Source organism: Nocardia sp. NPDC052001, from assembly GCF_040680615.1.
Classification (GTDB): Bacteria; Actinomycetota; Actinomycetes; order Mycobacteriales; family Mycobacteriaceae; genus Nocardia.
The window spans coordinates 456,052-480,809 of sequence record NZ_JBFAXC010000001.1 but is presented as its reverse complement, the minus strand read 5'-3'; the positions used below and the strand labels follow the sequence as shown (position 1 = coordinate 480,809).

Below are 24,758 nucleotides of genomic sequence, written 5' to 3'. Positions count from 1 at the left end.
GGGGACGTCGAAGCTGTCCTCCAGTTTCGGACACGGCCGGTGAAATCGCGATCAGTACCCGGTCACGCCGTCGATGCGTTCGCGCAGGAAGTCCGCGTGGCCGTCATGACGGCCGTATTCCTCGATGAGGTGCAGGTAGATCCAGCGCAGGGACATGTCCAGGCCGGTGCGGGGATGCGGCACGGTGTAATCGAGCGGCAGGGCGGCGACCGCCTTGTCGCACAGGTCGATCTCCTCCAGGAAGCGGTTGTAGTCGGCTTCGGCGGCATCGGGATCGGTATCGTCGAAATCGCCGTCCCGATTGGTCTCGGAGCTGTAGAGGTAGTCGAGCTGTTCACCGGCGGCGCGAATGCGGAACCAGCCGCGCTCGCATTCGGTCAGATGCCGGAGCAGGCCGAGCAGGGACAGCGTGGAGGGTTCGACGCTGCGCGCGGAGAGCTGGGTTCCATTGAGGCCCTGGCATTTCCACAGCAGAATGGTGCGGCCGCGATCGAGCAGCGATTGCAGTACGGCGCGCTCATCGCCGACGAGCAGTTGGGTGGTGCGTTCGACATCCGGGGCGATCCAGGTCATGAGGGGACGTTACCGGCGGTGACGTCGGCGCGACACCGGGTTTTCGCGAACGACTTCGCGCCCGCCCCGGAATCGGGACGGGCGCGAGAATCGATGGCGGGTGACTACAGGCCGTGGTTCAGGAAATCGATCACGGCGCGTTCGAAGGCGTCCTTGCGCTCCACCTGCACCCAATGACCGCAGCGCGAGAAGATGCGCAGATCGGCATTGGGGAGCTGGCGGGCGGGGAAAAGCGAACCCTCGACGGGGGTGACGCGGTCATCGCGGCCCCACAGCATGAGCACCTCGTGCTGGAGGGACTTCAGCCGCGCCCACAATGGCAGCGGCTCAGCCATTTTCGGGTTGTAGAAGGTGGCGTAGGCATCGCGCAGGGCGGCCTGGCCCTTCGGATCGGCCGCCGCCTGCAGCCGGGTGGCGATCAGTTCCTCGGTGAGCGTGGCCTCGTTGAAGACCATGGCGCGCAGGAAGCCCATGGCGCGCTCATCGGTGGGGTTGGCGTTGAACTCCATCAACCGCCGAATGCCTTCGGACGGTTCGGGTCCGAGCACATTGACCCCGACGCCGCCGGGGGCCATGAGCACCACGCGATCCACTCGGCCCGGATGATCGAGCGCGATCATGGCCGCCACGCCGCCGCCCATGGAATTGCCGAGCAGATGCGCCTTTTCGATACCGAGCTCATCGAGCAGTCCGATGACCGCGTCGGCGGCGATGCGAAGGTAGTTGCGCTCGTACACTTCCGGACGGCCGCTCGCGCCGAAGCCGGGCTGATCCAGGATCAGGCAGCGGAAGTGCTCGGCCAGGATCGGCAGATTGTCGCCGAAATTGGCCCAGCCCGAGACGCCCGCGCCGGAGCCGTGCAGCAGTACCAGGGGCGCGCCGGAGCCCGCCTCGTGGTACCGCAGCTCATGCCCGTCGACGGTGACCCAGCGCTCGGTATTCTCAACGGTCAGAGTCATTTACAGCATCCGATCCGTAACCTCGAGGCCCATCGCTCCCTTGCCGAACATGGCCAGCGCGCGCTCCACGTCATTGATGGCGTGCACGCTGCCCGCGTGCGCGTCGCGCCAGTGCCGCTCGATCGGATTCGGCTTCTTGATGGAGTGGCCGCCGGAGTTCTTGAACAGCAGATCGATTGCCTCCAGGGCGCGTTCGGTGCCGCGCACCTGATCGCGGCGGGCGCGCAGGCGCACCTCGAACGGAATCTCCTCGCCCGCTTCGGCATAGCGCAGCTGTTCGGTGGTGTTGCGCTCCATCTGGAGGATCGCGGCGTCGATCTCGCTGGCGGCACGGGCGATTCGCACATGCGCGAACGGATCGTCGGAGACCTTCTGGCCGCCGTAGGACAGCCGCACGCGCTCACGCTGACGCTCGATATGCGCCTCGTACGCCCCTTCGGCCGCGCCGATGATGGGGGCGGTGATGGTGTTGGAGAACACGCTGCCGAACGAGATCTTGTACAGCGGAGCGGTATTCACCTCTTGGCCGGGCCCGATCAGGTTCGCCTGATCGGTGGCGGAGTACAGGCGGTAGGCCGGGACGAATGCCTTCTCGATGACGATGTCATTGGAGCCGGTGCCGGACAGGCCGGACACCTGCCACACATCGTCGATGACATAGTCGGTGCGCGGCACCAGCACCGTGAAGTAGTCCATGCCCTTGTCGGTGGGCAGCAGCGCGCCCAGGAACACCCACTGCGCGTGATCGCAGCCCGAGGAGAAGCTCCAGCGGCCGGACATCTCGAACCCGCCCTCGACGGCGGTGAGCTTGCCGGTCGGCGCGTAGGAGGACGACACCCGCACATCCGGATCCACGCCCCAGACATCCTGCTGGGCGCGATCATCGAACAGGGCCAGCTGCCACGGGTGCGCGCCGAGCACCGAGGTCACCCACGCGGTGGACGGGCAGGCGGTCGCGACCGCGCGCACCACCTGGTAGAAGTCCACCGGGGAGGCCTCGTCGCCGCCGAAACGCTTGGGCTGCAACATGCGGAACACCCCGGCCTCGGTGAGTTCGGCAATGCTGGCGTCGGGCACCCGCCGCTGCTCTTCGGCCTGCACCGCGCGTTCCCGGATAGCGGGCAGCAGATCGCGAACCCGATCGAGCACCTTGTTAGTCATGCGGGTGTTTCCTCCTCGTGCAGTGGTTCCTGCACCCGACGCTATGGCGCGCGACACTATGCCGAGTCGAAAAGTCCCGGTCAACGGAATCGGCGGCAGGTAAATGCCACACCGCTTCGCACTATTTGTGGGCGTACTCCCAGGTGATGTCTTCGTCGAGGGCTTGGCGGATGCGCTGCACGCGGTCGGGGGTCCAGTCGGCGGGTTGGGTTACCGCGGCCCAGCCGTCCAGGACGGTGGTGCCGTAGCGGTGGCCGTGGCCCGATGGGACCTTCTGGGCGTGGGCCAGGTCGGCGCTGATCTGCCAGAAGGTGACGACGGGCCACCAGCGGATGGATTTGGAGACATCCGAACCGCGGGGTTCCTTCAGCCAATCGGGCTGCGTGAAGAGCAGATCCGGTGACCACCAGACGATGGGGTCCGAGGCGTGCTGAAGATAGACCACGCGGGGCGAGAGCCATTGCCGGTCGGGGCGTTCGAGGTCAGCGGCGGTCGCACCGAAGCGGACCACCAGGCCATCCGCGTAGATGGGCAGGATTTCGGGGGTGCCGGGATCGCGGCGTTCGGTGATCTGCGTCCACAGCCGATTCGAATTCGGCGGTCCGACCCAGAGCACGCCGTCGACCAGGGTGCGAATGTCATCGAGTCCGGTGAACGCGGCCTCGGAGCCCTGCGAGCCCAGGCTCTCGCCGTAGATCAGCAGTTTGGGCCGATGGTCCGGCGGCAGTTGCGCCCAGCGCTCGTGCACCGCGTGCACCACCAGCCGCCCGGCATTGGCGGCCTTCTCCTTATCCGACAGGAATGACAGCACACTCGGCAGATACGAGTACTGCGTCGCGGCGATCGCGCTGTCCCCGCCGTACATGTATTCGATGGAGGCGGCGGTGGTGGAATCCACCCAGCCGGTGCCGGTGGTCGTCACCACCACCAGCGCCTGACGATCCCAGGCATCGGTGCGATCGAGTTCCTTGACCACCAGGTTCGCGATGTCCTCTTCGGTCTCCGCCGATTCCAACCCGGCGTACACCCGAATCGGTTCGCGCGCAGGCTTTCCCGTCACCTCGGCGATGCGCTGCGCGGTCGGAACATAGGACACGAACCAGCGCCCCTCCGAGCCGAGGGTATTCCACGGCGCGAGCGATTGCGGACTCCCCGACCGCTCCGGCAACTGCGGTTGCACCGCCGCGGGAGAGGTATTGCTGTTGCGCACGCTGAACGCCGAATTCGCCACGGAGAAAAAGGCTTTCGCCAGCACGCCCTGGAACAGCAGCACCGAGAGCACCGCGATCACCACCACCGCGCCCGGCACCGCGATACCGCGCGGAATCCGCCAATCGATATTGAGCACCCGGATCAGCAGCCGGAACAGCCATCGCACCGCGCGATACGCACCGATCACCAGCGCCACGGTCGCCGCCGCCACGAGTTCGGTGCGCAGATAGCTCGAGGTGTTGGTCGGAGCCATACCCATCAGCACCTCGAGGTCGCGCTGCCAGCGGGCCGAGCGCGCCAGCACCGCCGCCGCCCCGACGGCCGCGCCCACCACGATGACGAGCTTGGTGATCTGCCGCGCCCGGTCCGAGGGCTGCCATCGCCCGGCCCGCTCGCGCCACGCGGCGGGCAGGCGCGGCCACACCCATTTGCGGAACGCCCAATCCAGTACGCATCCCACCCCGTACCCGATGACCGCGCTGATCCCGCTCACCAGCCCCTGGAAGATCCACTCACGCGGCAGCAGCGAGGGCGATACCGACCATGCGAAGAAGATGGCGGCCACCACCACCCCGGCATAGTTCGGCCGGACCGCGTGTTCGGCCGCCCGCAGCCAGCCCCAGATCCGCGTGGGCACCGACTCGCCCTGCCGTGGCTCGGTAGTCATACCCCGAGTCTTCCCGCCCCCGGCAATTCTCCGGCTACACGACACGCCGGGTCCTCGGACGGCCTCCGTGCGGGCGATCGGACCTCGATCCAAATGTGTTGATACCGAATCGATTTCGATCCGGCCGCCCGGGCCGCGCCGGAAGGCGGACCAGCACCGTTCGTAGTAGCGTGCTCGCGCAGAGGTTGGTTTCGCCCGCAGGCATTCGGCAGATGTCGAGCGGCAGGGAAACCGGGGGTCTTTCTCGCCGAAATCCGATCGTCACCGAACCGGGCTACGATCCGCGCACCACCCGATCGCGCCAAGGTTCGCACCGCTCGGCCGCAGTAGAAGTAGAGAGGAGCGTTGCTATAACGCTTCGGATTTGGCTGAGCAGTGCCGGGGCTGTCAGCGCCCAGGTAATGCGTTTGCTACGAGGAAACCCCGATGGGGTCGATGTCACCATATACGCCGGAAACGTGGATCCGGGAGCGGTCGCGCTCTCGGTCTGCGATGTGCCGGTCGTCGAACCGCGGCATGTCGGGGATGACGAGTACGCCGAGTTCGCGCTGGATTTCTGCCGCGAACACGGAATCGATGTGCTCATCCCGCCGCGCCGGCTCACCGCGCTCGCGGGCCGCAGCGCGGACTTCGCCGCGATCGGCACCAGCCTGATGTGTTCGCCGCCGGCGGCGGTGCAGGTGCTGACCAATAAGGTCTCCACCTACGAATCCGCCGGTGCGGCAGGCATTCCCGTGCCGCCGTGGCGGGCGGTGGACGATGCGGAGGGCTTGCTGGCGGCCGTCGAGGAGCTCTCGCTCACCGATGAGTCGCTCTGCGTCAAGCCCAGCGGCGAGTATTCGGCCTTCGGCTTCCGCATGCTGCAGGATCGGCCGTTGAGCATGGCGGATCTGCTGGCCCCGCCCATGCCGACGGCCTCGGTCGCGGCGGTCGCCGATGCCATGCGACGCGCCGCCGATCTGGGCGAGCGCGTCCCGGAATTGCTCGTCATGCCGTTCCTGGACGGGCCGGAGATCAGCATCGACTGCCTGTCCGCACCGGGAGGTGAACTGCTGGTTGGCATTCCGCGTTCCAAACAGGGGCGGTTCCGCATGCTGCTGGAGGATCCGGAGGCGGTCGCCATCGCGCGCAGGCTGGTCGAACATTTCGAACTGGCCTATCTGACCAATGTGCAATTGCGGTTCCACAAGGGCAAACCCGTTCTGCTGGAGGCCAATCCACGACCATCGGCGGGGCTGTTCCAGACCGCGTTCGCCGATGTCAACATGCCGTGGGCGGCAGTTCGCCTACTGCTGCAAGGTGATTCGGGTCTGCGTAATCCACCGCGACTGAATGTGCGGCTCGCTGTCGCCGAAGCCGTCATGGAGGTCACGCCCGAGCCCGCCGTCCCGGATCCGTCGCCGACCTCGCTGGTCGTCATCAGGTGATCAGCGCGGCGGGCGCAAGATCCGCAGGGCGGCCTGCTTGACCGGCTCCGGAACGCGGTCGCGCATATTCAGCGCGGCCGCGGCGGCCCTGGTGCGCACCGGCGTGCCGCGGCCGAATACGCGGTTCAGCGGTCCGCCCGAGGGTTCCAGGTCAATGTGCAGCGGCGGCCTGCCCTCGGCCGCGCCCAGCGCATGCGAGATCACCATGCGCTGAATCTCGCTGGTGCCCTCGAAGATGGTGTACAGCTTGGCATCTCGATACCATTTCTCGACCGGATGGTCGGTGATGTACCCCCAGCCGCCGAGGGTTTGAATGGCTCGCTCGGTGGCCCGCACCGCGAGTTCACTGGCCGCCAGCTTGGACATCGAGCCCTCACCGCGTTCGAACGGCACCCCCTGGGCGGCCATCCACGACGCCCGCCAGGTCAGCAAACGCGCGGCATCGAGCTGCGTGGCCAGATCCGCGATGGGGAAAGCGATTCCCTGGTTATCGATGATCGGCCCGCCGAAGGCTTCCCGGCGCGTGGCATAGGCGGTCATGTATTCGATTGCGGCCCTGGCGATTCCGATGGCCTGCGCGGCCACCATGGGGCGCGTCTGCTCGAAGGTCCCCAGTGTCACCGAGCCGGAGCCGCCGCCCCGGACCGCCTCGCGCCGTTTGGCGAGCACATGTTCGAGCTTGTCCGCTCCCCCGAGCAGATTCTCCCCGGGTACGCGCACGCCGGTGAAGGTCAACTCCGCCGTATGCGAGGCCCGGCACCCCAGTTTGTCGAGCTTGCGCACCATCTCGAGGCCGGGCGTGCCACCGGGGACGATGAACAGCGCCTGCCCGCGATGTCCCAGTTCCTCATCGACCACCGCGTTCACCACGTGCACATCGGCGATACCGCCGTTGCCGATCCACATCTTGTGCCCGTGGATGATCCAGTCGTCACCGTCGCGAACGGCTCTGGTGCGCAGATTGCGCACATCGCTGCCGCCCTCCGGTTCGGAGATCGCCAGTGCCGCGAGCTTCAAATCCCCCGGTGTGCCGAAACATTCGGGCGCCCACCGCAACATCTGCTCGGGGGTGGCGGCCCGGCCGATGGCGGAGAGAGCCAGCGCGGGCATCACAATCGCCAATCCGATGCCCGCACAGCCCCAGCACAGCTCCTCCATGAAAATCGGCAGCGACAGTCCGGTGGGATCCCCGATGAGATCCCGATAGAACAGCGGACTGTAGAACCCCCGCTCGGCCGCCTCCTGTAAGACCTCCCAGGGGAATTCCTGCTCCCGGTCGTACCGCGCCGCCACCGGCCGCACGACCTCCTCCGCGAATACGTGTGTCCGCTTGGCCAGATCGTGCTGCGCGGCCGTCGGTGTCAGATCGAAGCTCACACACCGGCGATACCCGGGCGCGGGCGATCAACACCCCCGCTCCGCGATTGCGCGGAAGCCGCCCGCGAGTTATTCGGTGCGAGCGGCGGCGGTTCCGGCGCGGCGGCCGAAGAAGGTGCCGTCCCCCAGGGAGGTGCCGGAGATGTACCCGAAGCCGTGCAGGCCGTTGGCGGCCCGGCCCGCCGCGAACAATCCGGGGATGCGGTCGCCGTTCAGGTCCAGGACGTGGCCGTCGAGGTCGGTGTGCAGGCCGCCGAGGGTGAAGACCGAGGCCCCGGTGCCGCGCCGGTCACCAGCCTCGGCGGGCGGGCGGATACCGGCCTTCACATCGATCGCGGCCAGCGGCGCGGTCAACGGCCGCAGCCAGCGTGACGCCTTGTGCAGATCGAGATCCTTTCCGGCCGAAGCGGATTCGTTGTAGCGGGCAATGGTGGCCGTCAGCGAGCCGGTCGGCAGGCCGGTGAGTTGTTCGAGCTCGGCGGGAGTTTCGGCGACATGGGTGGGCTGTACGCCCCAGCGCTGGGGTTCGGGGACGTCCTCGAAGCCCTGTTCGTCGACGATCACCCAGACCGCCGAATCGCCGCCCGCCCACGCGCCGCCCATATTGTTGCGGTAGAGCGCGGCCTGGCCGATGCGGCCCGGATAGGTGTCCTCATTGATGAAGCGCTGACCGCGCGCGTTGACGACCATGCCGCGCGCCGCGAGCCCCGGGATCAGGGACATGCCGACCTGGCCGGAGGACATATGACGCACGGCCGCGCCGAGCGCCTGGGCCATGCGGATGCCGCTGCCGTCATCGGTGCCCGCGCTGACCTTGGTGTGGCCCAGCAGTTCCGGGGCGTGCGCGGTGAGCATGGCGTCGTTATCGACGAACCCACCGGTGGTCAGGACGACACCGCGATGGGCGCGGATGGTGATCTCCCTGCCGTACTGCCGCGCGACCACACCCGCGACCACGCCGTCGTCGCCGACGATCAGCGTGGTGGCCTGGGTGTCGAAAAGCGCCGTGGCACCGGCGGATTCGGCCGCGCCGGACAGGCATTCCATCAGGAGCTTGCCGCCGAAGTTCGCGGCGGTGGGCCGGTGCCCGCGCGGGGCGGGTGCGGCCGATTCGGTGAAGGGCCAACTGTTCTCGCCCAGCCACATGAGCCCGTCATCGGTCGGCGGCACCCAGGTGGGCGCGTCCCACATGGTCGGCTTGAAGGGCACGCCGCGATCCACCAGCCAGTGGAAATGCTCGACGCTGCCCGCGCTGTACTCGTCGATCTTGGCGGTGTCCGCGCCCGCGCCCATGGCGGCTTTCAGGAAGGCCGCCATCGCCTCCGGGGTGTCGTCGAAACCGCAGGCCACCTGGATCGGGGTGCCTCCGCCGAGGTAGATCTCACCGCCGGACATGGCCGAGGCCCCGCCCGCGCCGCCGGAGCGGTCCAGGATGAGCACCCGCGCACCGGTGCGCGCCGCTTCGAACGCGGCGCTCGCACCGGCCGCGCCGTAGCCGATGACCAGTACATCGGTCTCGATGTCGTAGTTGCTCACCTCGCCGGCCGCCCGGGGCGTGACCGAATTGCGCGCTGTCATGCCTGCACGGTGCCCGCTCGGACCGGTCGGACATAGCGCCCCATCTTGCTCACCGACTCGTCTATCCCGTTGACCGGGACTGTGACCGGTCCCGGGGCAGCGCACTGGGGATGGTGTGTGAACGGCGTCACTGTGGTTGGGGTCGCCGCACGAGTTGGAGGAGAGTCAATGCGGATTCTGGTCACCGGAGTCACCGAGCCCAGCGGACGGTCTGTGGCGCGCATGCTGCTGGCCGCCGGGCACGAGGTCGTCGGCCTGGACCGGCAGCGCAACCGCTACGTGGACCCGCGCGTCGAGGTGATCGTCGGCGATCTGTCCGATGCGCAGGTGTGCGCCCGCGCCGCCGCCGGTGCGGACGCCGTGGTGCATCTGGCGGGCCGCGCGGTCGCCGGAATCGTCGCGGCCGCGCAGGCCACCGGTGCGCGCCTGGTGATTCCCGTTGCGGCGGGCTCGGATTCGTCGGTCGAGCGGATCGTGGCCGGTAGCGGCGTGGACGCGGTGATCGTGCGTACCGCCCTGGTCGCCGGTCGCCGCATCGACGGCGGCAGCTGGCGCGCGCTGGAGAATCTGGCCGGTGCGCGCGGCAATGCCGCATTGCAGGTGCTGCACTATGACGATCTGGAGCGCTTCCTGGTGCTGGCCGCGCTCTCCCAGCGCACCGGCACCGTCGGCCTGGCCGCTCCCGGCGAGGTCTCCGGCGATGACGTGCGCAAGGCGCTCGCCGATGAAGGCGTCAAATACTCCGCGTGGCTGCCCCGTTCGGCCGCGAACCGCACCCCGGTCGATACCGTCGCCGCCCGTGAGGAGTGGGGTTTCCGGTACGGCTGGACCGCCCGCGAGACGGTCGCCGATGTGGTGCGCGGTCTGCACGGGCGCAAAGCCTCCGGCTCCGGCATCCGGAACCGGCGCGGCGCGATTCCGCTGCCCGCGCACGTGGTGCCGCAGAACGCACCCACCTCGGACGGCTACCAGCTGAAAACCTCTGCCCCCGAAGGACTTCAGGGCGAGTTCGACGATCTGATGGACGACCGCATCCCGGTCTTCACCGCCACCAACACCTCCGAGGCGCTGCCCGGTCCGCTCACCCCGCTCACCATCGATCTGCAGGCGGGCGCGATCCGCCTGGGCAATGAGGCGATGGGCCATATGATCGCCATCGAGGGTGTGGCACTGGAACATTGGGTGTCCCGGGTGACCGGCGTCATGGGCCACAATATGTACATCAACGCCTCCATCGGCGTGTTCTCCGCGGAGAATATGCCGGGCTGGGATGAGGAGAGCGTGCGCCGCGATGTCTACGGCGCCATCGGCGATGTGGAACTGCACCCCAAGGGCCGCCCGGCCATGGCGAGCGGATTCTCCGCTCGCCTGGGCACCTTCAAGGCACTGGGCCGAGTCGGCGCGACCGCGCTGAGTTTCCGCAAGACCGCGGAGCTGATCAACGCCGCCTCGCACGCGGAAGCCCTTGACCGCGACCGTATTTCCGAGCTCACCGATGAACAGCTGCACGCCCGCGCGCTGCTGTGGCGGGACCGCCTGAACCAGGCGTGGCAGGCCGCCTCCATCGGCGTCATGATGACCGGGGCCGCTACCGCCGCGCACAAGGGCGAGGTGAAGATCAATCTGGAGCGCCTCGAGTCGGCCAAGACCATGTTGGCCGTGGAACGCCTGGCGGCCCTGTGCCGCAAGGATTCCGGACTCCAGAACATCGCCAAGAGCGGTGATGTGGGTGCGGCCCGGGAGAAGTCGCCGGAGTTCGCCAAGGCCCTGGATCAGGAGCTGGCCCGGATCGGACACCGCGGCCCGGGTGAGTGCGAACTCATCAACGCCACCTTCGGCGATCGCCCCGAACTGCTGGTGACCGCCGCCGGTCGCGCCGCGGAAATGCCCGCGCCGCACCGGGAACCGGTCGCAGATCCGACCGGCCGCACCGCCAAGATGGCGGTCGGCGCGACCGTCTACCGCGAGCGCGCCCGCGATGCCGTTGTGCGGGTTACCAATTGCCTGCGCCTGGTCACCCAGGAGCGCGCGGCGCGCCTGATCCAGGCGGGCAAGCTCACCGCAATCGAGGATTCGGCCTTCCTCACCCTCGATGAAATCCTCTGGGCCCCCACCGATCTGAAGGAGCGGGTGGCTCGCCGCCGCGCGGAGCGGATCAAGTTCCAGGGTCTGCGCATGCCCGATGTCATCAATGGCGTCTGGGAGCCCGAGGAGATCTCCGGCGCGCTGCCGGTCGGTGAGACCCTCACCGGTCTCGGGGTGAGCCCCGGCGTGGTGGAGGGCGTGGTCAAGAAGGTGCTGTCGCTGGATGACGATATCGAGCCCGGCGACATCCTGGTCGCCGCCGTCACCGATACCGGCCACACCGCCATGTTCGGCTACGCGGGCGCGGTGGTCACCGATATCGGCGGCGCCGCATCGCATGCCGCGATCGTGGCCCGCGAATTCGGCGTGCCCTGCGTGGTCGACACCAAGACCGCCAGCACCAGCCTGAAGGACGGACAGCGGGTGCGGGTCGACGGGGCGGCGGGCACCATCACCCTGCTCACCGACGCCGAATAGCCGCGCGCGGGCCCATGAACCCGGGCCGGATACCCACTGTCCGGCTCGTGATGGAAAGGAAAATCGATAGTGACGATTTCGCGCGCAGTACGCGGCACCCTGACAGGTGTAGCCGCCGCGCTGATCACCGTCTTCCCGATCGCGATGACCCCCGCGACGGCGGCCCCGATCGCGATCGCGCAGCAGGCCCCGATCGGTGTGGACTTCAAACTCCAGGCCGCACCCAATGCCCGTGACATCGGCGGCGTGACCGCGCAGAACGGCAAGATCAAGGCGGGCCTGGTGTTCCGCGCCGACGCGCTGAACCGGCTCACCGACGCCGATCTGTCGACCCTGACCGCCGCGGGCATCACCAAGGTGATCGACTTCCGCAGCCCGACCGAGAGCGGCGCCAATCCGGATAAGCCGCTACCCGCCGGGATCACCGGCCTGAAGCTGCCCGTCTACGATCCGGCCAACGATTTCTACGTGTTCTTCGGCAAGCTCGTCCAGGGCGGCCCGGACGCGCAGCAGGCCGCGCTCGGCGATGGCAAGGGCGCGCAGTACATGCGTGACTACTACAGGTGGATGATCACCGACGCCACCTCACGCGGTCAGTTCGGTCAGGCGCTGCAGGAGATCGCCACCACCTCCGGCGGCGTGCTGTACCACTGCACCGCCGGTAAGGACCGCACCGGTCTGATGACCGCGTTCCTGATGAATATCCTGGGCACCCCGCAGGCGCAGATCAACAGCAACTTCCTGCTGTCCAACGATCGCCTGGCGGGCAGCAACAAGGCCACCCTGGGCGCGCTGGTCGCCCAGGGTCTGGTCAAGGACCGCACCCTGTTCGAGCCCGTGCTGGGTGTGCAGCAGGACTACCTGGACGCGGCGCTGACCCAGGCCGTGGCGTCCTACGGTTCGATGAACGATTTCATCGCCAAGGGCCTGGGCGTCGATGCCCAGACCGTGAAGCTGCTGCAGGACAAGCTGATCGAGAAGGGTGGCATCTCCACCGGGTCCTTCGGTAGCTAGTCGCCGAACCACCGAATGCCGGCGCCACGTGTGGGATGGCGCCGGCATTCGCGTGTGACGGGGACACTCCGAAGACCGCATGTCCGGGACACGCGCCCCCGGTACGTGCGAAAATTCGCACGGTGCAGGAGATCTGGCAGCTCGACGGGCGGCGCACCCGCTCGATCAGCGCGGAGAACCCCACCGGCGAGCCCGGTGCGGGCGGGCGCGCCATCTCCGGAACCGGGGCGTACGCAGCCGCCGGACTGGGCCGCGGCTGGAAGGTCTCGCCCTCGGTCGATATCGAACCCGGACAAACCGTCACGCTCGCCGATATCACCGGACCCGGTGTGATCCGGCATATCTGGCTCACCACCGACCGCACCCTGCTGCGGGACTTCACCCTTCAGGTGTACTGGGACGGCTCACCCGAGGCCGCGATCGCGGTGCCGCTGGGCGATTTCTTCTGCAACGGCTGGGAGCAACTGGCACTGGTCAATTCGCAGATGATCGTGGTGGCCCCGGCGGGCGGTCTGAACAGCTACTGGCCCATGCCGTTCGGCGCGCACGCGCTCATCACACTGCACAATGGCGCGGAACGCACGGTGCCGGTGTACTACCAGATCACCTATCTGGAAGAAGACGTACCCGATAGCGCCGGATATCTGCACGCGCGCTGGCGCTGTAGTGATCCGCTCGGTTCCCCCGCGGTGCATCCGCTCGTGGAAGTCGCGGGCGCGGCGGGCCGCTATGTGGGCACCTATTTGGCGATCGAACCGCGCGTGCCCGGCTGGTGGGGTGAGGGCGAGCTCAAGTTCTATCTCGATGACGACGACGAATTCCCGACCATCTGCGGCACCGGTACCGAGGATTATTTCGGCGGCGCTTGGAATTTCGATCTCAACGGCGCGCAACTGCCTTACTCGACACCGTATCTGGGTCTGGTGCAGGTGCAGCCGCGCGATCGCATCTACGAGCCGCAGCAGCGATTCGGCATGTACCGCTGGCACATTCCCGATCCGATCTGTTTCGAACACGGTCTGCGGGCCACCGTGCAGGCACTGGGCAGGCGCGAGGACGGGCACTATCTTCCACTCGAACACGCCCATGTTTCGACCACCGCACTGTGGTACCAATCGGTCCGTTGATCCCCCGATCCCCCTAATTCCGCCCGCAATCAGGACGAAATGAGATCGACGATGTGATTGCTATTGGGTAAAACGCGCCGACCGGGCGGTGATCGGGTGCATGGTATTTGTATGCGCGCGTTAGTGGTCGAGAAGCCCGCGAAGTTCTCGGTCGAAACTGTGCCGGATCCCACGCCGGGGGCGGGGGAAGCGGTGGTCCGAGTCGATGCGGTCGGGATTTGTGGTACGGATATCCATATCGTCGAGGGACAATTCCCGCCGACGCCCTATCCGATCATCCCGGGACACGAATTCGCCGGGGAGATCGTAGCTCTCGGGTCCGGCGCCGCCGGAGTGCGCGTGGGTGATCGGGTGGCCGTCGATCCCTCGCTGTTCTGCGGGCGCTGTCACTACTGCGCGATCGGGCGCGGCAATCTCTGCGAGAACTGGGGCGCCATCGGCGATACCGTCGACGGCGCGATGGCCGAGTACGTGAAAGTGCCGACCGCCAACTGTTATCGGCTGCCCGGGCATCTGTCCGCCGCGCATGGCGCACTGGTGGAACCGCTCTCCTGCGCGGTGCACGGATTCGATGTGCTGCCACGGCAACTCGGCTCGCACTATCTGATCTACGGTGCGGGCACCATGGGTCTGCTCATGCTGCAATTGGCGATCGCGGCCGGGGCGGCGTCGGTATCGATGGCCGATACCAATGCCGATCGGCTCGCGGTGGCGCGCACGCTCGGCGCGGACGCGGCCGCCGTCTCCGCCGACGATATGGATCGGCCGGAGGGCTGGGAGATCGTCATCGACTGCAGCGGAACGATTGCCGCGATCGAGGACGGCCTATCGCGGGTGCGGCGCGGCGGCACCTATCAGCAATTCGGGGTCGCGGCGGCCGACGCGCGCGCGGTCATCTCCCCGTTCCGCGTGTACAACGACGAGATCACCATTGTCGGTTCGATGGCGGTCCTGCACAGTTTCGGGCGAGCCGTGGATCTGCTCGGCGAAGGCGTCATCGACGCCGAAACCATGATCACCCACGATTTCGCGCTCGACGAATTCGGTGATGCCCTGCGGACTTTCCGCGCGGGCACCGGCCGCAAAATCCAGCTGCATCCCGGACGGGCGGCACGATAGGAACGGGTAGGGGCCAATGACGGTCGTTGCCGGAGTGGACTCTTCGACGCAATCCTGCACACTTGTGGTGTGCGACGCCGACACCGGAACGGTGTTGCGACAGCGGCAGATACCGCATCCGGAGGGCACGGAGGTAGCGCCAGCGCTGTGGTGGGACGCGCTGCGTTCGGCCTGCGATCGAATGATGCGGGATGTGGAGGCCATCGCGGTCGCGGGGCAGCAGCACGGGCTGGTCGCGGTGGACGTGGCGGGCGTGCCGGTGCGGGACGCGCTGCTGTGGAACGACACTCGCTCGGCCGAGGCGGCATCGCAGTTGGTATCGGAGTTGGGCGGGCCGCAGGCGTGGGCCGATGCGGTGGGCAGTGTGCCGCTGGCCGCGCATACCGTGGCCAAACTGCGCTGGTTCGCCGATCACGAACCCGAACTCGCGGATCGCACGATGCGGGTGCTGCTGCCGCACGACTATCTGACCTGGCAGTTGCGCGGCGGGCATCCGGAAGAGGAGCCGACCACCGATCGCGGTGAGGCGTCCGGGACCGGGTACTGGTCGCCCGCCACCGGGCACTATCGAACCGACCTGCTGGCCATGGCTTTACGCGGTCGCACGCCCGGACTGCCCCGGGTGCTCGATCCGGCCGAGGTGGCCGGGCATACGCCGGGCGGGCGGCTGGTCGCGGCCGGAACCGGCGACAATGCCGCCGCCGCACTGGGATTGGGTATCGCCGACGGTGATGTGGTGGTGTCACTGGGAACCAGCGGCACCATCTTCACCCGGTCCATGCGGCCGAGTGCCGATGCCACCGGAGCCGTGAACGGTTTCGCCGACGCCACCGGAGCGTTCCTGCCGCTGGTGTGCACGCTCAATGCCGCACGCGTCCTGGATGCCACCGCGACCCTGCTGGGCACCGATATCTCCGGGCTGGAAGTGCTTGCCGCACAATCCCCGGCGGGTGCGGACGGGCTGACCCTGCTCCCCTATCTCACCGGTGAGCGCACGCCGAATCTGCCGGACGCCACCGGCAGCCTGCACGGCCTGCGCCCGGCGACCATGCGCCCGCATCATCTGGCGCGGGCCGCGATCGAGGGCATGCTCTGCAATATCGCCGATGCCTTCGACCGGCTGCCCACCACCCCGCGGCGCATTCTGCTCATCGGCGGGGCCGCCCGCTCGCGCCTCATCGCACACGCGGCGGCCACCATTTTCGGCCGCACCGTCGCGGTGCCGCATCCGGGCGAATACGTGGCCATCGGCGCGGCCCGCCAGGCCGCCTGGGCTTTGCGCGGCGGACCCCTCCCGCCGCGCTGGCCCATTCCGCAGGCCACCGAATTCCACACCGCCACACCGGCCACCGGCGCGGCGATCCGCGAACGCTACGCAACCATTCGAGACGCCTACTACAACTGAGGTCTAACCGAACACCACCGGATCGTCGGAGAGGAATTCCTCCCAGGTGCGCTGGCGCTCCAGATAGGTGCGCAGTGCGTCCCGGGTGATCTCCTGCTTGGATCTACCCTCCAGTGCCGCTTGCGCATGTAGCGCAGCCTCTTCTTGCTCATTGAGCCGCAACGTCCATGCCACGGCGCAAGTTGTACCACTTCCGGGCCGCCCTGTCTGCCGATCCGAGCGCGGGCGCAACCGGCGGGTAACCGGGGGTTGAACTATCGGAACCGGGGCGGCGGCGCATCGGGGCGGGCACGCCGAAAGGGTCGAACCTGTCGGTGGTGAAAGCTACTGTCCCCCATACCTGCAACGAGATCGAGGAGTGGTCATGGGTTCTCTCGAACGGATCATCCGGGTGAACGACGTCGACCTGTGCGTGGCGAGCGCCGGGGATCCGGGCGATCCGGCCATCGTGCTGCTGCACGGTGCGGGGGAATCGCTACTGGCGTGGGAACCGGGATTCGTCGAGCGACTGGTGGCGGGCGGACGCTATGTCGTGCGGGTGGACAGCCGCGATGCCGGGCGCTCGACCACCTTCCCGGTGGGCGAACCCGGTTACGGGCTGGACGATCTGGTGGCCGATACCGCCGCGCTCATCCGGGAGCTCGGGATCGGGCGGGCGCATCTGGTCGGTATGTCCCAGGGCTCGGCCGTCGCGCAGCTGCTCACGCTGGATCATCCCGAACTCGTCGCGAGTCTCACCATCGCCTCCGGTACACCGGGCGGTCCGGGCCATACCCAATCGGATCTGCCCGGTATCTCACCGGAGCTGGCAAAGTATTTCGCCGCCGAGGAACCGGCTCCGGACTGGGCCGACCGCGATGCGGTGGTCGACTATCTGGTCGAGGGTATGCGCCCGTTCGCGGCGCGCTCCCGGCCGTTCGACACCGCCGCACAGCGCGCGCAAGCCGAGCTCGTGGTGGACCGCGCGGCGAATATCGCCGCCCAGCTCACCAATCCGTATCTCATCGACGCCGGGCAGCCCTGGCGAGATCGCCTCGGCGACATCGCGATCCCCACCCTGGTGCTGCACGGCGATGAGGATCCGCTCTTCCCGATCGAGCACGGCCGTGCCCTGGCGGCCGAGATTCCCGGCGCGCGCTTCGTACCGCTGGAGCGGACCGGCCACGAAACCCTCCCCTCGCACACCTGGGATGCCGTCGTGCCCGAGATCCTCTCGCACACCGCCTGATTCCCATCGTGCCCGCCGGATCACCCTGTGGCACACCGCCGGACGCGAGCGATTCATCCGGCGGCGCGGTGCTGTTCGGCCGCGAGGAAATGCGTGGTGGCCCGGGTGGATTCGTAAAGGCTGCGGTAGTGGCGGTAATAGGGCGCGTATCGAGCCGTATTACCCGGATCCGGCTCGATGGTGGTGGTGATCGGGTTCCAGCCGGAGGTATCCAGGCCGATGGCCTCCGCCGCCACCAGGGCATCACCGAGCGATGCGCCGATGGTGTCGGCGGGGAGTTGCTGTGGGAGACCAGTGATATCGGAGATGATCCGGGTCCACAGCCCGCCCTTGGTGCCGCCGCCGACCGCGACCAAACGTGTCGGCGTACCGCCCGCGACGGTCATGGCTTCGAGATTGTGGCGAACGCCGTAGCCGATGCCCTCCAGGATCGCGCGGTAGATATCGGCGCGCTGATGGGTCAGGGTCAGGCCCGCGATGATGCCGCGGGCGTCGGGATCGAAGAGCGGGGTGCGCTCGCCCGCGAAGTAGGGCAGCACCAGCAGACCGCGGCTGCCGGGTGGAACGTTCGCCGCCTCGTCGACCAGATCGGTGAATTCGCCGCCGGACAGGGTGCGGAACCAGTCGGTGACCGCGCCCGAGGTCGCCATGCCCGCGGCGGATGTGTATGTGCCGGGCCAGGTTCCGCAGGTGGTCCACAGGCCCGGATGCGGGCTGGGCTCGGTGAGCACCTGGGTGAGGAACAGCGTGGTGCCGTACATGATCATGACATCGCCGGGCGCGCGGACGCCGACCCCCGCGGCTTCGGCCCAGGCGTCGATGGTGCCGGTGGTGACCGGCAGACCGGCCGGAAGTCCGGTCACCGCGGCGGCTTGCGGGGTCACGCGGCCGACTATCTCGGTGGGCCAGGCCAATTCGGGCAACGGCAGGCCCGGGGCGACCGAATCGGCCCAGTCGGTGGCCCAGGTGCGAGCCATCAGGTCGTACATGGGCACGCACTGACTGGCCGATTGATGGTCGAGCACATAGCGCCCGGTTAGTCGATGCACCAGGAATGAACTGGCCATCAACAGCATTCGGGTTTGTTTCCAGACCTGCGGCTCATGCCGGGCCAGCCAGCGCAGTTTCGGTCCGACGGCCTGACTGGTGAGTGGTGAACCGCAGCGCTCCAGCACCGTGTCCGCACCCAATTCCGCTGTCAGTTCCTCGATTTCGATGCCAGCGCGGGTGTCGACGCCGTAGAGGATGGCCGGGCGCAACGGCCGCCCGTCGCGGTCGGCGGGTAGCAGGCAGGGCCCGATACCGCTTACCGCGATACCGTCGATCCGCGCCCCGCCGGACGCCGCCACCAGCTCGCGCGCGATGGCGAGGAAGTCCGCCCACCACACCGTCTCCGCGTCATGTTCCACCCAGCCGGGCCGGGGCGTCGAAACACCGTGCGGCCGTTCGGCTCGCAGCGTCACCATGCCGTCGTGGTCGACGAGTACGCCCTTGGATCCCGAGGTCCCGATATCGATGCCGAGCAGCATGTCAGCCCGCCCTGCGGAATTCGTCCGGGCTGTCGCCGATCAACTGGCACGCCGCCCGCCGATCCCGGGTCGTACGAATGAATCCGACGATTTCCTCGTGCACGCGGTCACGACCATCGCAAATGCTGATAACGCCGATCCGGGCCATTGCCTTGCCTCCCCACGCTGGGTGGACACTCGACTCCCCTTCAGAATCCCAGTTCCCCGGGACTCATACGCCCGAATCCGGAAGATCGACTACGGGATTCAGCGGCGCTTGAAGAGGGATCGGCTCGCGAGATCGCGGTCCACGGCGAGCAGGTAGGCCACCGAGGATTGTTCGCGCAGTGTGCGCCTGGCTTTGAGGCGGCCCGCCACGTACGGGGCGATGGTGAGGGTCAGTCCGGCCGCGGCCACCACCGGTTGTCCGGCCGCTGCGGCGAAGCCGCCGACCACGGTGCCGGACGCGCCCGTGAGATCAACCTTGAGACCGAGCATGCCGGTACCGGATTCGAGCCCGAATCCGTGTAGGGCGCGGCGTAGTTCATCGAGCTGCGGTTTGGTGGTGGTGCGGTAGACGCTGTGCAGATGCGCGTGTGCGGCCACCGGATTCTCGATCGCGCCGATGCGCGCCAGTTCTTCCGCGAGCGAGCCCACGTGTTTTCGGAAGGCCGCCAATTCGGCGGCATGGCGTTCGCGGAAGTCGATCAATCGGCGGACGGGCACCTCGGTGATATTCACCGGCCGCAGTACCGCCTCGACCGCGATGTGCATGTACGCGTGATCGACATCGCCGATGGCGGGGCGGGTCGCGCCCTTCACCAGCAGTAATTCATAGAGCCGGTCCAGGGTGCCGACGGCGCTGTGCGCATCCAGATCGTCGGTGACCGGCGAGAGCAGGGCGTTCTCGGTCACCGCGTCCGCGAGGGCGGTCAGATAGATGCGCGCGAAGGCCGGATGCAGTCCGACGTGGGTCGCACCGTCCTGCTCCCGGACGATCGCCAATTCCGCGTCGACCAGCGAGAGCAACAGGTGATGCGTCATCTTGCGGCCCGCGCCGCCCGCGTAGACCCACGTCAGCCCGGGATATCTGGCGCGCAGGCCCGCCGAGTGCGGTTGCCGGGGCGCTTGCGGGGCGCTCGCCACCGAGAAGCGCTCGCGCAGGCTCGCACCGCCCAGCTCGACGATCTCACCGAACACCCGGCCCACCGTGTCCAGTTCCCGCTCAGTCGGCTCCAGGTCGAACAGGAAGTCCGATTCCGCCGCCAGCTCCCGCACCAGGTCGGAGTCGGCGTCCATGGCCAGTCGAGGCCGTATCCGCCCCACCTGGTCCCAGGTCAGCATGGCCAGCTTGAGCCAGTCCTCGCTTTGAAAACGCATCCGGGGGTAGTACAGCGCAATCGTCGACACCGACCCAGCATGACAGCTCATCGAACTCGCCGGATCAAGATTCTTTGCGACTCTCGTTGCGCGCCAGCACATTCGAACTCGCAGATGCACAGCCGGCATGCGGGCCGCAAACTTCTGTCGAGCTAGGACACAGGCTGACCTAATTAGGTTGGACACTGGATTCATGACGGAGATCTCACCGCGCCGCCTGAACCGGACCCTACTGACGCGCCAGCTGCTGACCGAACGGGTCACCATGCCCGCCGCCGAGCTCATCCGGCATCTGGTGGCGGTACAGGGTCAGGAGGCGAACTGGCCGTTCATCGGCCTGTGGACCCGGCTCACCGATTTCCGCACCGCCGAACTGGATTCACTGCTCCGGGATCGGACCATCGTGCGCGCCACCATGATTCGCCGCACGGTGCACCTGGCCACGGCGGCGGACTACCGCTGGCTCTACCCCACCGTCCGCCCCGCGGTGGAATCCCAATTGCGGCTCGCCTACTACCGCGAGGCGGTCGAACACCTCGACCACACCGAGTTGCGCACCGCCGGAAGGAATCTCCTGACCGGCCGCACCCTGACCCGCACCGAGATCAGCCGCACCCTGGCCGAACGATTCCCCACCCCGTATCCGGAACGCCTGCCCGCGGCGCTCGGCCTGCTCACCCCCGTCGTGCACAACCCGGAGGCGGGCGCGTGGGGTGCGTGGCGCAACCGCCGCGTCTCCATCAGTCTCGCCGAGGAATGGCTGGGCGCGCCCCTGGACGCCCCGGCTCCCGACACCATGATCCTGCGCTATCTGGCCGCCTTCGGCCCGGCCACCGTAGCGGACGTCCAATCCTGGTCCGGCACAACCAAGCTGGCGGAGGTGATGGAGCGGCTACGGCCTCGCCTGCGCGTACTCCGCGATGAGTCCGGCCGCGAACTCTTCGACCTGCCCGATGCCCCGCTGGCCGATGCGGACCTGCCCGTTCCCGTCCGCTTCCTGCCCGCGTTCGACAATGCCCTGCTCGGCCACAAGGACCGCAGCCGGGTGATCTGCGATGCCGACCGCGCCCGCATCGCCAAGATCGCCTCGGGCGGTGTGCCGATGTACCTGGTCGACGGATTCGTGCACGGCCGTTGGGATCTCGACGGCGACACCCTGCGGGTGACGCCGTGGCATCCCCTCACCCCGGCCGAGGAAGCGGCGGTATACGCGGCCGCCGCGGAACTGTTGCCGGTCGTGCTCCCGGGCGGAAACGGCGAAATCCGCATCACCCCCGCATAGGGCGCGTCAGGCGGGTTCGACCATGGCCGCGCGGAAGGATTCCAGCTCCTCCTCCGAAAGCCCGTTCGCGAGCAGCCATTTCGCCGCGCCGCCGTGATCGGCGTACAGGTTCTCCAGGAAACCGAGCATCACCTGCGGGGTGATGGCCAGGATGCCGGTATTCGCCTGCGGCAGACCCGCATACGAGGGCAGGGCGTCCAGGCGGTCGCGGACGCGCTGCATGCGCTCATTGGTGAGGGCGTAGTCGGCGGCGATCACCTCGGCGGGCACACCCGCCGCGTCGAGCAGGATCGCGGCCAGGACGCCGGTGCGGTCTTTGCCCGCGGCGCAATGGAACAGCAGCGAGCGGCGTTCCGGATCGATGATCAGCCGGACGGCGGCGACGATGTGCTCACCGCTGCCCGCCAGCAACTGGCCGTAGAGGTCGGTGAGGTCGACCCGGGTTTTATCCGGGACGAGATCCCGTGCGGCCAGCGAGGACTGGGGCGACTTGCGGATCGGCAGGTTGGCGATGTGCACCGCGGCGTCGGCGAACAGGCCGTAACCCTCCCGCTCCACCTCGTCGGGCAGGCGCAGATCGATGATGGTGCGCAGGCCGAGGGGTTCGAGGAGCTGCCCCAGGTCCGCGGGGGTGGCCTGCTGCAAGGTGCTGGAACGGAATACGACGCCGTAACGGGTGGTGCCGCCGCCGGTGACCGGGAGCCCGCCGAGATCGCGGACATTGTCGATCTCGGCGAAGTCGATCCAGCGCGAAACGGCCATGGCGGCCGCGGGATCAGTGGGCACGACCGGCCGCCGCTTCCTCGGCGCGGGTGAGGCCGCACAGGCCGATCAGATCTTCGTGCAGTTCGAACCACACGGTGTGGTAGCTGTCCATGATGGGGCGGGCCACGTAGGTGTGATCTCCTTCGGCGATGCGCTCGACGGCGCGGTCCAGGCGATCGGCGTAGCGGGACAGGCGCGGGGCGAGGGTGCCCAGGCGCTGTACCAGGGGGCGCAACGCGCGGTGGGTGTCGGCCAGGCGGGCGAGCACCGCCGCGTCGTAATCGGTATCGGCGTGATCGTTGACCGTGGCCGGATCCTTCATCTGCCAGTCGGTGATGATGACCTTGAGATCAGCGTTATAGACACAGAATTCGTCGTAGGCGACGGTGAGTGCGGCGGCGTCGACGGTGCCGCGCTCCTCGGTGAGGAGCTGTTCCAGGCGGGGGCGGCCCTCGGGGGTGAGGCGGAAACCCGCGGGAGTGTTCGCGCACAGGCCCGCGTCCACGAGACCGGCGCAGTGCGTGGCGATTTCGGCCGCGTCGGCGAACAGGCTGAGCGCCAGATTGTCGGCGTTCACGCGGCCCTTGATGCCGACCAGACGCAGCAGCGCCAGTTCGGTGATGGGGGCGTGCGCGGTCGAAACCTGCTCCTGCTCGGTGGGTTCCGATCCGGTGGCACGCTCTTCGAGGCGCTGGGCGAGCTGATCGTCCGGCACGCCGGCCCACTGGGCCAGCTGGGCGACATCGGCGAGAATGACCTGTTCGACCGGCTTGGCGACGATCTCGCCGTCCAGCACGAGTCCGGCCCCGCCATCGACGGTGACCGTGCGGCCGACCAGCGCCGCCACCACGCCCGGACCGCAGCCGACCACACACGGGCGGCCGAGTTCGCGGCTCACCAGCGCGGCATGCGATGTGGTGCCGCCCAATTCGGTGACGATGGCGCGGGCGGCGATCATGCCGTGCAGATCGTCCGGACTGGTGGTCGGGCGCACCAGGATGACGTCCTCACCGGCTTCGGCGCGGGTCTCGGCCTCGTCGGGATCGGTCACGACCACACCGGAAGCCAGACCGGGACAGGCGGATTCGCCGCGGGCGAGGGGTTCGCGACCTGTGGTGTCACCCGAGGCCGGGCGCAGCACCTCGCGCACCTGATCGGCGGTGATGCGATCCAGGGCCTCATCGGCGCTGATCAGACCCTCGGCCACCATGGCGACCGCGGTGCGCACCGCGGCTCGCGCGGACCGCTTGGCGGCGCGGGACTGCAGCATCCAGAGTGTTCCGGATTCCACGGTGAATTCGATGTCCTGCATATCGCGGCCGTCGCGCTCGAGCAATTCGGTGGCGGCGATCAGGCGTGCGTGCACGGCGGGCTGGGTGGCGGCGAGCTCATCGAGCGGGCGCGGGGTGAGGCGGCCGGAGACCACATCCTCGCCCTGGCCGCCGACCAGCCATTCACCGTAGACCGGTCCGTCGCCGGTATTGGGGTTGCGGCTGAACAGCACGCCGGTGCCCGATTCGGCATCGAGATTGCCGAACACCATGGCCTGCACGGTGACCGCGGTGCCGAGGGTGTCCGGCACGCCGCGATTACGGCGATAGGTCTTGGCGCGCGCGGAATCCCACGAACGGAACACCGCCTCGATGGCACCGCGCAACTGCTCCCACGGATCGACCGGCACGGTGCCGTTCGCATCGCCGAGCACGGTTTCGCGGTACTGGTGCACGAAACGCGCACGCGTGTCATCGGCATAGCCGGGGTTGCCGGTCTCCTCGGCGAGGGCGCGCTGCACGGCATCGGTCATACCGAGGTTCAGCACCGTATCCATCATGCCGGGCATTGAGATGGCCGCGCCCGAGCGCACCGACACCAGCAGCGGCCGCTCGGCGGATCCGAACCGCCGGCCGGTGCCGCGCTCGATCCCGGCGATGCCCGCTCGCACCTGCTCCCAGATCTCCGCCGCGATCGCACCGCGCTCGGTGTAATCGGCCCAGCCCGCCGTGGTGATCACGAACGCGGGCGGCACCGGCAGCCCGAGGGCCCGCATGTGATTGATGCTCCACGCCTTGCCGCCGATCCGCTGCCGCGACGGCTCGACCGCGCCGTCGAGTTCGACGACGGTCACGGCGTCGGCCGCCACATCGGGTCGCTGCGCAAGCTCCGCTCCGGCGGTCATGTCACTCCTTCGATGTTCTGAATTCATCAGCACTCCGCGCTCGCCGCTCACCGGCGGCCTGCCGGGCCACACCGCACGCCAACAGCTGCGGCAATCTCTCTTTCACCGAGCCTGCCGCGCGACCCCCCTCACCCCCAACCCGCATCCCGATCACCGGAACCCCCTACGGCGACACGAATCGATGGCACGGCCGGTCAGCGGGATGGCACTGTGAAAACGGGCATCGGGGGCGGGGGCG

19 protein-coding genes are annotated in these 24,758 nt (G+C 68.2%); 8 read left to right on the top strand and 11 right to left on the bottom strand.

Annotation, left to right across the window (positions count from 1 at the left end; genetic code table 11):
• Window positions 1–51: 51 nt before the first annotated feature.
• The 4 genes from AB0L82_RS02225 to AB0L82_RS02210 form a co-directional block, all read right to left on the bottom strand.
• Complete coding sequence (locus AB0L82_RS02225; protein ID WP_364629697.1) at window positions 52–573, bottom strand: DUF664 domain-containing protein; 522 nt, start codon at window positions 571–573, stop codon at window positions 52–54.
• Window positions 574–677: 104 nt separating this feature from the next.
• Window positions 678–1,532: an alpha/beta fold hydrolase gene (locus AB0L82_RS02220; RefSeq protein WP_364629694.1), complete on the bottom strand. Its 855-nt coding sequence runs from the start codon at window positions 1,530–1,532 to the stop codon at window positions 678–680.
• Window positions 1,533–2,693 carry a 3-hydroxy-9,10-secoandrosta-1,3,5(10)-triene-9,17-dione monooxygenase oxygenase subunit gene (gene hsaA, locus AB0L82_RS02215; protein ID WP_364629691.1) on the bottom strand — a complete coding sequence of 387 codons (1,161 nt, stop codon included), beginning with the start codon at window positions 2,691–2,693 and terminating at the stop codon, window positions 1,533–1,535.
• Between the two features lie 121 nt (window positions 2,694–2,814).
• The gene (locus AB0L82_RS02210; protein ID WP_364629688.1) at window positions 2,815–4,572 is read right to left on the bottom strand and encodes an alpha/beta hydrolase; all 1,758 of its coding nucleotides are present in this window, start codon (window positions 4,570–4,572) and stop codon (window positions 2,815–2,817) included.
• A gap of 401 nt (window positions 4,573–4,973) precedes the next feature.
• Between AB0L82_RS02210 and AB0L82_RS02205 the strand changes: the two genes are divergently transcribed.
• On the top strand, window positions 4,974–5,999 hold the full coding sequence (locus AB0L82_RS02205; RefSeq protein ID WP_364629686.1) for an ATP-grasp domain-containing protein: 1,026 nt from the start codon (window positions 4,974–4,976) through the stop codon (window positions 5,997–5,999).
• Here the strand turns inward: AB0L82_RS02205 and AB0L82_RS02200 are convergent, their stop codons facing one another.
• Both AB0L82_RS02200 and AB0L82_RS02195 read right to left on the bottom strand, forming a co-directional pair.
• Window positions 6,000–7,376 (bottom strand): acyl-CoA dehydrogenase family protein, encoded by a 1,377-nt coding sequence (locus tag AB0L82_RS02200; RefSeq protein WP_364629683.1) that lies wholly within the window; start codon window positions 7,374–7,376, stop codon window positions 6,000–6,002.
• A 69-nt stretch (window positions 7,377–7,445) separates the two neighbouring features.
• The gene (locus AB0L82_RS02195; protein ID WP_364629680.1) at window positions 7,446–8,954 is read right to left on the bottom strand and encodes an FAD-dependent oxidoreductase; all 1,509 of its coding nucleotides are present in this window, start codon (window positions 8,952–8,954) and stop codon (window positions 7,446–7,448) included.
• A 168-nt stretch (window positions 8,955–9,122) separates the two neighbouring features.
• Between AB0L82_RS02195 and AB0L82_RS02190 the strand changes: the two genes are divergently transcribed.
• The 5 genes from AB0L82_RS02190 to AB0L82_RS02170 all read left to right on the top strand — a co-directional run bounded on the left by AB0L82_RS02190 (window position 9,123) and on the right by AB0L82_RS02170 (window position 16,181).
• Complete coding sequence (locus AB0L82_RS02190) at window positions 9,123–11,516, top strand: PEP-utilizing enzyme (protein ID WP_364629677.1); 2,394 nt, start codon at window positions 9,123–9,125, stop codon at window positions 11,514–11,516.
• Window positions 11,517–11,585: 69 nt separating this feature from the next.
• Entirely contained in the window at window positions 11,586–12,530 is a 945-nt protein-coding gene (locus tag AB0L82_RS02185) for a tyrosine-protein phosphatase (protein ID WP_364629674.1), read from the top strand.
• Window positions 12,531–12,652: 122 nt separating this feature from the next.
• Entirely contained in the window at window positions 12,653–13,657 is a 1,005-nt protein-coding gene (locus AB0L82_RS02180) for a glycoside hydrolase family 172 protein (RefSeq protein WP_364629671.1), read from the top strand.
• Window positions 13,658–13,768: 111 nt separating this feature from the next.
• Entirely contained in the window at window positions 13,769–14,776 is a 1,008-nt protein-coding gene (locus AB0L82_RS02175; protein ID WP_364629668.1) for a zinc-dependent alcohol dehydrogenase family protein, read from the top strand.
• A gap of 16 nt (window positions 14,777–14,792) precedes the next feature.
• Window positions 14,793–16,181 carry an FGGY family carbohydrate kinase gene (locus AB0L82_RS02170; RefSeq protein ID WP_364629665.1) on the top strand — a complete coding sequence of 463 codons (1,389 nt, stop codon included), beginning with the start codon at window positions 14,793–14,795 and terminating at the stop codon, window positions 16,179–16,181.
• A 3-nt stretch (window positions 16,182–16,184) separates the two neighbouring features.
• Here AB0L82_RS02170 and AB0L82_RS02165 read toward each other — a convergent pair whose 3' ends face one another.
• Entirely contained in the window at window positions 16,185–16,355 is a 171-nt protein-coding gene (locus AB0L82_RS02165; RefSeq protein ID WP_364629662.1) for a CopG family transcriptional regulator, read from the bottom strand.
• 190 nt (window positions 16,356–16,545) lie between these two features.
• On the opposite strand from AB0L82_RS02165, the gene AB0L82_RS02160 reads away from it, so the two are divergent.
• Window positions 16,546–17,409 (top strand): alpha/beta hydrolase, encoded by an 864-nt coding sequence (locus AB0L82_RS02160; RefSeq protein ID WP_364629659.1) that lies wholly within the window; start codon window positions 16,546–16,548, stop codon window positions 17,407–17,409.
• A 53-nt stretch (window positions 17,410–17,462) separates the two neighbouring features.
• Here the strand turns inward: AB0L82_RS02160 and AB0L82_RS02155 are convergent, their stop codons facing one another.
• Together AB0L82_RS02155 and AB0L82_RS02150 are read right to left on the bottom strand one after the other, a co-directional pair.
• Complete coding sequence (locus AB0L82_RS02155; protein WP_364629657.1) at window positions 17,463–18,938, bottom strand: FGGY-family carbohydrate kinase; 1,476 nt, start codon at window positions 18,936–18,938, stop codon at window positions 17,463–17,465.
• A 246-nt stretch (window positions 18,939–19,184) separates the two neighbouring features.
• Complete coding sequence (locus AB0L82_RS02150; protein ID WP_364629654.1) at window positions 19,185–20,327, bottom strand: DUF6236 family protein; 1,143 nt, start codon at window positions 20,325–20,327, stop codon at window positions 19,185–19,187.
• A gap of 163 nt (window positions 20,328–20,490) precedes the next feature.
• On the opposite strand from AB0L82_RS02150, the gene AB0L82_RS02145 reads away from it, so the two are divergent.
• The gene (locus tag AB0L82_RS02145; RefSeq protein WP_364629652.1) at window positions 20,491–21,579 is read left to right on the top strand and encodes a winged helix DNA-binding domain-containing protein; all 1,089 of its coding nucleotides are present in this window, start codon (window positions 20,491–20,493) and stop codon (window positions 21,577–21,579) included.
• A gap of 6 nt (window positions 21,580–21,585) precedes the next feature.
• Here AB0L82_RS02145 and AB0L82_RS02140 read toward each other — a convergent pair whose 3' ends face one another.
• Window positions 21,586–22,365, bottom strand: a complete 780-nt coding sequence (locus AB0L82_RS02140; protein WP_364629649.1) for a tyrosine-protein phosphatase — start codon at window positions 22,363–22,365, stop codon at window positions 21,586–21,588.
• Complete coding sequence (locus AB0L82_RS02135) at window positions 22,355–24,520, bottom strand: pyruvate, phosphate dikinase (protein WP_364629646.1); 2,166 nt, start codon at window positions 24,518–24,520, stop codon at window positions 22,355–22,357. The genes AB0L82_RS02140 and AB0L82_RS02135 overlap by 11 nt, the downstream gene beginning before the upstream one ends.
• Between the last annotated feature and the right edge of the window lie 238 nt (window positions 24,521–24,758).